The following is an 8,840-nucleotide window of genomic DNA, read 5'->3' as shown; positions in this document are numbered from 1 at the left end:
CGAGACGGTCGCCGCCGTGACCGCGGCCTGGCGCCCCGCCACCACCTCGGTGACCGAGCCCGCCGCCGACCGCAGCGACGTGTGGGACCGCTACCTGCACCTCGCCGACCTGCAGGCCGAGCCAGCCGCGGCCCACCCGCTTTCCCCCGAGAGAGAGGACACTCATGTCTGAGATCCCGTCCACGATGACCGCCAGCGTGCTGCGGGGGGTGAAGGACCTGGTGCTCGAGGAGCGCCCCGTCCCCACGCCCGCCGCGGACGAGGTGCTCGTGGAGGTCGCGAGCGTCGGCGTCTGCGGATCCGACGTGCACTACTACGAGCACGGACGCATCGGACCCTACATCGTCGAGACCCCGCTGATCCTCGGCCACGAGGTGAGCGGCCGGATCGTCGCGGTCGGCGCCGACGTCGACCCCGCCCGCGTCGGGCAGCGCGTCGCCATCGAGCCGCAGCGCCCCTGCCGCCGGTGCGACTTCTGCCGCGCCGGCGACTACAACCTCTGCCCGCAGATGGAGTTCTACGCCACCCCGCCGATCGACGGCGCCTTCTGCGACTACGTGCTGATCCAGGACGACTTCGCCTACGAGGTGCCCGACGCCATCAGCGACAACGCCGCCGCGCTCATGGAGCCGCTGTCGGTGGGCATCGCCGCCGCGCAGAAGGGCGGCATCAAGGTGGGCGACACCGTGCTGATCGCCGGCGGCGGCCCCATCGGCATCATCGCCGCGCAGGTCGCGAAGGCGTTCGGCGCGGTCGACGTCGTGGTCGCCGACATCAACCCGGCCCGCCGCGAGCTCGCCGCCTCCTACGGCGCCCGCGTGGTCGACCCCGCCGCGGAGTCCACCGTCGAGCTGGCGGCGAACGTCTTCATCGACGCCTCGGGCGCCACCCCCGCGATCGTCAACGGCATCCGATCCACCCGCGCGGGCGGCACCGTGGTGCTGGTGGGCAGCGCCGACGAGTTCCCGCTCTCGGTGCCCGAGGTCGCGATGCGCGAGCTGAACGTCACCGGCATCTTCCGCTACACCGGCACCTGGCCCATCGCCCGCGCCCTGCTCGAGTCCGGCCAGGTCGAGCTCGACTCGCTCGTCACCCACGTGTACGGCATCGAGCAGGTCGAGGAGGCGCTGTCGGGCGAGGGGTCGATCGACTCGCTCAAGCGCATCGTCCTGCCCCGCACCCGGCGCGTGGACGAGCCGTCGGTCAAGGCGGCGTCATGAGCGAGACGCTGCTGTCGGTCGAGGGGGTGTCGAAGTCGTTCCCCGGGGTGAAGGCCCTCGACGACGTCTCCTTCGACGTGCGCCCCGGCACCGTGCACGCCCTGTGCGGCGAGAACGGCGCCGGCAAGTCGACGCTCATGAAGATCATCAACGGCATCTACCAGCCCGACGCCGGGACGATCCGGGTGCGCGGCGAGGAGGTGCGGATCAAGAACCCCATCGACGCCCGCGCCCGCGGCATCGCGATGATCTCGCAGGAGCTCAACTACGTGCCGGGCATGACGATCGCGGAGAGCTTCTTCCTCGGCCGGCTGCCGATGAAGTACGGCAAGGTCGACTGGCGGTTCATCCGCAGCGAGGCCCGCCGCATCCTCGCCGAGGAGGGCCTGGAGTTCTCGATCAACCGGCGCCTGGGCACCCTCACCGTGTCGGAGATCCAGACCCTGGAGATCCTGCGCGCGGTCTACCACAGCGCCGACGTGCTGATCATGGACGAGCCGACCTCGGCCATTGCGCACAAGGAGGTCGAGTCGCTGTTCGCGAAGATCCGCGACCTGCGCGCCCAGGGCAAGTCGATCATCTACATCTCGCACAAGATGGACGAGGTCTTCGAGCTCGCCGACGACATCAGCGTGCTGCGCGACGGCACCGTCGTCAGCTCGCAGCCCGCCGCGGACATCACCTCCAGTCAGGTGATCGCGCAGATGGTGGGCCGCGACCTCGACCACCAGTCCTACCCCAAGGAGCGGGTCGAGATCGGCGACACCGTGTTCCGCGCCACCGGGCTCTCCGCCGCGCACATGTTCGAGGACATCGACCTGCACATCCGCGCGGGCGAGATCGTCGGGCTCGCGGGGCTCATCGGCGCCGGACGCAGCGAGGTCATCCGTGCGGTGTTCGGGCTCGACAAGCTCGACGCGGGCGAGATCGAGGTCGACACGAAGACCGTGAAGATCAAGAACCCCACCCACGCGATCAAGGCCGGCGTCGCGATGCTCTCGGAGGACCGCCGCCTGGTCGGCATCGTCCCGCAGCTGAGCATCATGAAGAACGCCACGCTGGCGAGCCTGCGCAAGGTCATCCGCGGGGGCTTCGCGCGGCGCCGCGAGGAGGAGAAGCTCGTCACCGAGTACTTCCAGAAGATGAACGTCAAGGCGCCCAGCCTGCAGACGCGCATCGCGAACCTCAGCGGCGGCAACCAGCAGAAGGTGCTCCTCGCCCGCTGGCTGATCGCCGACCCGAAGGTGCTGCTGCTCGACGAGCCCACCCGCGGCATCGACGTCGGCGCCAAGTTCGAGATCTACAAGATCATGACCGAGCTCGCCCGCCAGGGCCGCGGCATCCTCATGATCTCCTCCGAGCTGCCCGAGCTCATCGGGATGTGCGACCGCATCTACGTGATGTCGGCCGGACGCCTCACCGCGGAGCTGACGCCCGATCAGTTCTCGCAGGAAACCATCCTCACCTACGCCATGAATGAAATCGAGGTGGCATGACAATGCTCCAGAACCTGAAGAGACTCGAGGTGAACCGCTTCTCGATCTACATCATCCTGCTGGTGGTGATCGTCGCGGCGAGCTTCCTGAGCCCGAACTTCCTGAGCTCCGACAACATCTTCAACGTGCTCCGCCAGGTCGCCGTGATCACGATCCTCGCGTTCGGCGCGATGACGCTCATCATCGGCGGCATGATCGACCTGTCGGCCGGTGCCGTCATGGCGTTCGCGGGCGTCGTGTCGGTGCTGGTCTACAAGTCGACGGGCAACCTGCTGCTCGCGATCCTCGCCGGCATCCTCATCGGCATGCTCTGCAACCTCGTCAACGCGTTCCTCGTGGCGACGCTGAAGACCCCCGCGTTCATCGTGACCCTCGGCATGATGCTGATGGCGCGCGGCGCGGTGCTCGAGCTCACGCAGGGGCAGAACGTGCTGCAGCTGGGCGACTTCATCCTCATCGGCCAGGGCAACCTCGGCTGGCTGCCCATCCCGGTGCTGGTGCTCATCGGCGTCACCATCGTGATCTGGTACCTGATGAACCAGACCCGCTACGGCCGCTCCGTCTACGCGGTCGGCGGCAACGAGGAGGCGGCTCGCGCTGCCGGCATCTCGGTCGAGCGGGTGAAGTACCAGGCGTTCCTCGTCAACGGCGCCCTGGTCGGCATCGCGGGCGTGATCTTCATGTCGCGCGTCAACGCCGGGCTCCCCAACGCGGGCGTCGGCTACGAGCTGCAGGCCATCACCGCCCCGATCATCGGCGGCACCAGCTTCTCGGGCGGCGTCGGCACGGTCATGGGCACCCTCGCGGGCGCGCTGATCGTCGGCATCCTCGGCAACATCATGAACCTCATCGGGATCGGCTCGTACATCCAGCAGATCGTGATGGGCGCCATCATCGTCGTCGCCGTCGCCTACGACGTCTTCAGCAAGCGCGGCAAGGCGAAGACCACCATCCTCAAGTCCGACGCGAAGGGTGACCCCTTCCCCGTCGGAGCCTCCTCGTCCGCATCCGATCCGGGAGGCGGCAGGACCTCGTCCTGACCCCTCCGTCCATCGCTTCACCCACCCACAGAAAACAGGAGAAGACAATGAAGAGTCTTACCCGCAGGATCATCGCGCTCGGCGCCGCTGCCGCCGCGGCGATCAGCCTCGCCGGCTGCGCCGTCACCACCGGGAACCCGGCCGGGAACGGCGGCGGAGGCGCCTCCGAGGACAAGGACGAGTACCGCGTCGCGTACATCGCCCGCGCCCAGGCCGACTCGTTCGCCGCGTGGCTCGCGAACGAGATGAAGCAGGAAGCCGGCAACTACGACGACATCACTCTCGAGGTGTTCGACGGCCAGGCCGACGACGAGATCGAGAACAAGATGATCGAGAACGCGATCGCCAACCGGTTCGACGCGATCATCATCCAGGCGAACAACGCCGACGCGCAGCTGCCGTACATCCAGCAGTCCATCGACGCGGGCATCGTGACCATCACCACGAACCCGCGCGTCGAGGGCCTGAGCGGCGGCAACTCGGTCGACGCCGACCCGTACAAGCAGGGCGCCGTGGTCGCCGAGCTCGCGGTCGAGCAGATCCCCGACGGCGCCAACGTCGTGGTGCTGAACGGCCCGGCGGGCAACTTCCACAGCACGGCCCGCCGTGACGCGTGGCAGAAGGAGTTCTTCGAGAAGCGCAGCGACGTGAACATCGTCGCGGAGGACATCGCGAACTGGAACAAGGACGAGGCCATGACCCTCATGGAGGACTGGTCGCTCGCGAACCCGCAGATCGACGCGATCATCTCGATGAACGACAACATGGCGTCGGGCGCGCTCGAGGCCGTGAAGGGCAAGAGCGGCTTCGACGGCATCCTCGCGTTCGGCGTGGACGGCACCCCCGAGGCCACGCTGCTCATCGAGGCGGGGACCATGACGGCGACCTCGCTGCAGAACGCCCGCGAGCTGGCGCAGCTGAACCTCAAGGCCGTGCACGACCTGCTCACGGGCGCCGAGGACGAGGTCAACGTCGACATCGGCAACCCGCTGATCACGAAGGACAACGTGCAGGAGTACATCGACCTGTACAAGGAGGCCGGTCTGCTGGACCAGTGACACCGCGTCGGGGGAGCGGGCGGCCGCCCGTTCCCCCGGCCCGTGCCCCCCACCCGTCCCTTCCCCGAAAGAACCCGATGCGCGCACTGACCGCCGCCGACGCCCCCGTCCGGGTGCGCGAGCTCTCCCGCGACGCACGTCCGTTCCTACTCGGCGTCGTCGGGCCGCCCGGCGCCGGCAAGTCCACGCTCGCCGCCGCCCTGGGGGAACCGGTGCTGCCGATGGACGGGTTCCACCTCGCCAACGAGCACCTCGACCGTCTCGGACTGCGCGACCGCAAGGGCGCCCCGGAGACCTTCGACGTGCACGGCTTCGCCGCCCTGCTCACCCGACTCCGCGCGGGCGAGGCCGTACTCGCCCCGCGTTTCGACCGCGACCTCGACGCCGCGGTCGCCGGCGCCCTCCCGCTCTCCGCCTCCGACCGCGTGATCGTGGTGGAGGGCAACTACCTGCTGCACGACGCGGGCGGCTGGGAGCGCGTGCGCCCGCTGCTCGACGAGGTCTGGTACCTCGACGTGCCCGACGGACTGCGCGTGCGCCGCCTCGTCGCCCGTCACGAGGCCCACGGCCGCTCCCACGACGACGCCGTCGCCTGGGCGACCCACGTCGACGGCCCCAACGCCGACCTCATCCGCGCGACCCGCCACCGGGCCGACGCGATCCTCACCCCGACCGAAGGAGACGACGCATGAGCGTCATGGACACATTCGCCCTCACCGACCGCACCGCCCTCGTCACCGGCGCCACGCGCGGCCTCGGACGGGAGTTCGCCCGCGCGCTCGCCGAGGCCGGAGCCGACGTGGTCGTGCACGGCCGCGACGAAGCGGCGGCACGCGAGACCGCGGCGGAGATCGAGGCCGTGGGGCGCCGGGCCTGGGTGGTGCTGGGCGACCTGACCGACCGTGCGTCGGTCGACCGCATCGCCGCCGAGGCCATCGACGCCGCGGGCGGACGCCTCGACATCCTCATCAACAACGCCGGGGCGTGCATCCACCGTCCGGCGCTCGAGGTGACCGACGACGAGTGGTCGCACGTGATCGACACGAACCTCACGGCCCTGTGGCGGATGTCGCAGACCGTCGGCGCGCACATGGTCGCCCGCGGCTCCGGGTCGATCGTGAACGTGGGCTCGATCTCGGCGCAGATCGTGAACCGTCCGCAGTTCCAGCCGGCGTACAACGCCTCCAAGGCCGCGGTGCACCACCTCACCAAGTCGCTCGCGGCGGAGTGGGCCCCGTCCGGCGTGCGGGTCAACGCCGTCGCGCCCGGATACATCAAGACCGACATGTCGCCGGTGGACGAGCCGCGCTTCCGCCGCTTCTGGATCGAGGACTCGGCTCAGCAGCGCTACGCCACGCCGAGCGAGGTCAGCCCGTCCGTCGTGTTCCTCGCCTCCGACGCGGCGAGCTTCATGTCGGGCACCGTGCTCGTGGTCGACGGCGGCTACACGCTGTTCTGATCGCGGCGCACACGCGAACGCCCGCTCCCGGGGGAGGAGAGCGGGCGTTCGTACGTTCGGGGTCAGTCCTCGCCGTCGGCCTCGGGCATGCCGGGGCCGGGGCCCGGGCGCACCTCGGCGTCGTCGCGGATGTCGACGCGCGTGGTGCCGTCGTGCTCGCTCACGTCGATGCGGGGGGCGGCGTCGGCCTCGGTCGCATCGGGAGCCGAGGTGAGCTGGTCGTGCCGGTTCTCCTCGAAGCTCTCGCGGTCGTCGCCGGTGCGGTCGTGGTCAGGCGTGCTCATGATGCTCCTTCTGGTCGTCGGTCGTCGAACGGGAACGCGTCCAGCGTGCCACGGCGTACAGCACCCCGCCCACCGCGAGCAGGATCGCGCCGAACAGCCACACCTGCGCACGCTGCTGGGTGAGCAGCAGGATGCACGACCCGACGCCCAGCACCGGCACGAAGGTCCATACGCGGAAGTGGTCGTGCTCCACGCGGTCGCGCCGCAGCACCAGCACCGACACGTTCACGCTGAGGAACACGACGAGCAGCAGCAGCACCACGGTCTCGGCCAGAGTGGCCAGGTCGCCGACGAGCGTGAGGCCCATCGCGACGAGGGTCGTGGTGAGGATCGCGACCCACGGGGTCTTCCGCTTCGGCAGCACGCGTCCGAGCACGGACGGCAACAGGTTCTGCTCGGCCATGCCGTACGTGAGGCGGCTGACCATGATCATGGTCAACAGGGCGCCGTTGGCCACGGCGATGAGGGCGATCAGGCTGAACAGCCACGACGGCACGTTCATCCCGGTGGCCTCCACCACGGCGAGCAGCGGGCCGCTGGACTCCTGCAGTTCGGACGACGGGAGGGCGATCGCGCTCGCGAGCCCCACGAGCACGTACACGACGCCGGCGGTGATCAGGGCGGCGAAGAGCGCCCGCGGGTACGTGCGGCGCGGGTCCTTCACCTCTTCGATCATGTTCGCCGAGGTCTCGAACCCGACGAACGAGTAGTACGCGATCACGGCTCCGGAGAGCACGGCGATCGCCACGTTCGACCCCTCGGGCGCGGCCATCGCGCGCGACACGTCGCCACCGCCGCCGCCCACGAAGATCGCGACGACGACGATCACGATCACCAGACCGCTGAGCTCGATCGCGGTCATCACGAGGTTCGCGCCCATCGACTCGCGGATCCCCCGGGCGTTCAGCAGGCCGACGAGTGCGAGGAAGGCGATCGCGACGGGGATGGTCGGCAGGTCGACGAAGGTGCTGAGGTAATCACCGGCGAAGGCGATAGCCAGCCCCGCGGCACTGGTCACCCCGGCCGCGAGCATGCTGAAGCCCACCAGGAACGACACCAGCGGGCTGTGGAAGGCGCGCTCCGCGAACACCGCGGCCCCGCCCGCGCGCGGGTATTTGGTGACGAGCTCGGCGTAGGAGCCCGCCGTGAGCAGCGCCAGCAGCAGCGCCAGCACCAGGGGTGCCCACAGCAGGCCGCCGACCTTGCCCGACAGCACGCCCATGAGCGCGTAGATGCCCGCGCCCAGCACGTCGCCGAGGATGAAGGCGTAGAGCAGGGGGCCGGTGATGGCGCGCCGCAGCTTGGTGGGCGCCTCGGTCGCGGGCGCAGTCTGGGAGGTCATGCTCGCACGCTAGGGGGAGCGGACGGCCACGGGCGACGGGCTTGACAGGGGCGCGGGGCATGCGCGAAGCCTTCGGCCTTGCACCGTCCTCAGGTGCGACAGCGCCCCGTTCAGCGTTTTCCCAGAAAAGACCGCGCGGCTCCGCCTCCCGGCCCACCGCGGCCGCTATCCTCAGTGCCGCAAGGCGGGTCGTCGGCTACGAATTGCCGAGCGGACGGGGTGGCCGCCTTCGGTTCCACAGAAAAGGGCACACTCATGACCGGTACACCGCGGAAGGCCATCGCCGAAGCGATCGCCACCTTCCTCTTCGTCCTCGCGATCATCGCGGCCATCAACAGCGGCAGCCCGCTGACGCCGCTCGCGATCGGCTTCACACTGATGGTGCTCGTGTACTCCACGGGCCACATCTCCGGCGCTCACCTGAACCCCGCCGTCTCGCTCGGCGTCTTCCTCCGCGGCGGCCTCAGCGTCGCCGACTTCATCGCCTACCTGATCGCCCAGTTCGTGGGTGGCGCGCTCGCCGCCCTCGCCGCGCTCGCCGTCTGGCCCGCGGGCGACAAGGCCATGGTGATCGAGGTCGGCCCGGCGTTCCTGGTCGAGGCGCTGTTCACGCTCATCCTCGTGTGGGTCGTGCTGAACTCCGCCACGTCGAAGGACACCGCGGGCAACTCGTTCTACGGCCTCGCGATCGGCGCCACCGTGTTCATCGGCGCCGCGACCGTCGGCTCCATCTCGGGCGGCGGCTTCAACCCCGCCGTGGCCCTCGGCCTCTCGGTCAGCGGCCACTTCGCGTGGAGCTCGCTGTGGCTCTACATCGTGGCCCCGGCCGTCGGCGCGATCATCGCCGCGGTGCTGTTCCGCGTGCTCAACACCGACGACGCGAAGAAGATCGCCGCCGCCGAGTGACACCGTGACACCGGAGCGCCGCATCCCCTCGGGGT

At 69.6% G+C, this 8,840-nt stretch carries 9 protein-coding genes; 7 read left to right on the top strand and 2 right to left on the bottom strand.

Annotated elements, in window-relative coordinates:
• Nucleotides 1-164: 164 nt before the first annotated feature.
• From DW309_RS01580 to DW309_RS01555, 6 genes are all read left to right on the top strand, one after another.
• On the top strand, nucleotides 165-1,220 hold the full coding sequence (locus DW309_RS01580) for an NAD(P)-dependent alcohol dehydrogenase (RefSeq protein ID WP_136044354.1): 1,056 nt from the start codon (nucleotides 165-167) through the stop codon (nucleotides 1,218-1,220).
• Complete coding sequence (locus tag DW309_RS01575) at nucleotides 1,217-2,716, top strand: sugar ABC transporter ATP-binding protein (RefSeq protein ID WP_136044353.1); 1,500 nt, start codon at nucleotides 1,217-1,219, stop codon at nucleotides 2,714-2,716. The genes DW309_RS01580 and DW309_RS01575 overlap by 4 nt, the downstream gene beginning before the upstream one ends.
• Nucleotides 2,713-3,756 carry an ABC transporter permease gene (locus tag DW309_RS01570; protein WP_240744513.1) on the top strand — a complete coding sequence of 348 codons (1,044 nt, stop codon included), beginning with the start codon at nucleotides 2,713-2,715 and terminating at the stop codon, nucleotides 3,754-3,756. The genes DW309_RS01575 and DW309_RS01570 overlap by 4 nt, the downstream gene beginning before the upstream one ends.
• A 47-nt stretch (nucleotides 3,757-3,803) precedes the next feature.
• Nucleotides 3,804-4,814, top strand: a complete 1,011-nt coding sequence (locus tag DW309_RS01565; RefSeq protein ID WP_136044352.1) for a sugar ABC transporter substrate-binding protein — start codon at nucleotides 3,804-3,806, stop codon at nucleotides 4,812-4,814.
• A 77-nt stretch (nucleotides 4,815-4,891) separates the two neighbouring features.
• Nucleotides 4,892-5,506, top strand: a complete 615-nt coding sequence (locus DW309_RS01560) for a nucleoside/nucleotide kinase family protein (protein ID WP_136044351.1) — start codon at nucleotides 4,892-4,894, stop codon at nucleotides 5,504-5,506.
• Nucleotides 5,503-6,273, top strand: a complete 771-nt coding sequence (locus DW309_RS01555; RefSeq protein WP_136037150.1) for an SDR family NAD(P)-dependent oxidoreductase — start codon at nucleotides 5,503-5,505, stop codon at nucleotides 6,271-6,273. Before DW309_RS01560 ends, DW309_RS01555 begins: the two co-directional genes overlap by 4 nt.
• 62 nt (nucleotides 6,274-6,335) lie before the next feature.
• Here the strand turns inward: DW309_RS01555 and DW309_RS01550 are convergent, their stop codons facing one another.
• Complete coding sequence (locus DW309_RS01550; RefSeq protein WP_136029719.1) at nucleotides 6,336-6,557, bottom strand: multidrug transporter; 222 nt, start codon at nucleotides 6,555-6,557, stop codon at nucleotides 6,336-6,338.
• The gene (locus DW309_RS01545) at nucleotides 6,544-7,899 is read right to left on the bottom strand and encodes an APC family permease (RefSeq protein WP_136044350.1); all 1,356 of its coding nucleotides are present in this window, start codon (nucleotides 7,897-7,899) and stop codon (nucleotides 6,544-6,546) included. The genes DW309_RS01550 and DW309_RS01545 overlap by 14 nt, the downstream gene beginning before the upstream one ends.
• A 255-nt stretch (nucleotides 7,900-8,154) precedes the next feature.
• On the opposite strand from DW309_RS01545, the gene DW309_RS01540 reads away from it, so the two are divergent.
• Nucleotides 8,155-8,805, top strand: coding sequence for an MIP/aquaporin family protein (locus DW309_RS01540; protein ID WP_136037148.1), 651 nt, complete (start codon nucleotides 8,155-8,157; stop codon nucleotides 8,803-8,805).
• Nucleotides 8,806-8,840: the final 35 nt, after the last annotated feature.

It is taken from the genome of Microbacterium sp. K41, from assembly GCF_004794395.1.
GTDB lineage: Bacteria > Actinomycetota > Actinomycetes > Actinomycetales > Microbacteriaceae > Microbacterium > Microbacterium sufflavum.
This window is presented reverse-complemented; position numbering and strand designations above follow the sequence as displayed.

What these genes read in the sequence shown, in the direction of transcription:
- DW309_RS01540 (WP_136037148.1), top strand. Translation starts at nt 8,155, where the DNA reads ATGACCGGTACACCGCGGAAGGCCATCGCCGAAGCGATCGCCACCTTC.
- DW309_RS01555 (WP_136037150.1), top strand. Translation starts at nt 5,503, where the DNA reads ATGAGCGTCATGGACACATTCGCCCTCACCGACCGCACCGCCCTCGTC.
- DW309_RS01550 (WP_136029719.1), bottom strand. Translation starts at nt 6,557, where the DNA reads ATGAGCACGCCTGACCACGACCGCACCGGCGACGACCGCGAGAGCTTC.
- DW309_RS01565 (WP_136044352.1), top strand. Translation starts at nt 3,804, where the DNA reads ATGAAGAGTCTTACCCGCAGGATCATCGCGCTCGGCGCCGCTGCCGCC.
- DW309_RS01580 (WP_136044354.1), top strand. Translation starts at nt 165, where the DNA reads ATGTCTGAGATCCCGTCCACGATGACCGCCAGCGTGCTGCGGGGGGTG.
- DW309_RS01560 (WP_136044351.1), top strand. Translation starts at nt 4,892, where the DNA reads ATGCGCGCACTGACCGCCGCCGACGCCCCCGTCCGGGTGCGCGAGCTC.
- DW309_RS01545 (WP_136044350.1), bottom strand. Translation starts at nt 7,899, where the DNA reads ATGACCTCCCAGACTGCGCCCGCGACCGAGGCGCCCACCAAGCTGCGG.
- DW309_RS01570 (WP_240744513.1), top strand. Translation starts at nt 2,713, where the DNA reads ATGACAATGCTCCAGAACCTGAAGAGACTCGAGGTGAACCGCTTCTCG.
- DW309_RS01575 (WP_136044353.1), top strand. Translation starts at nt 1,217, where the DNA reads ATGAGCGAGACGCTGCTGTCGGTCGAGGGGGTGTCGAAGTCGTTCCCC.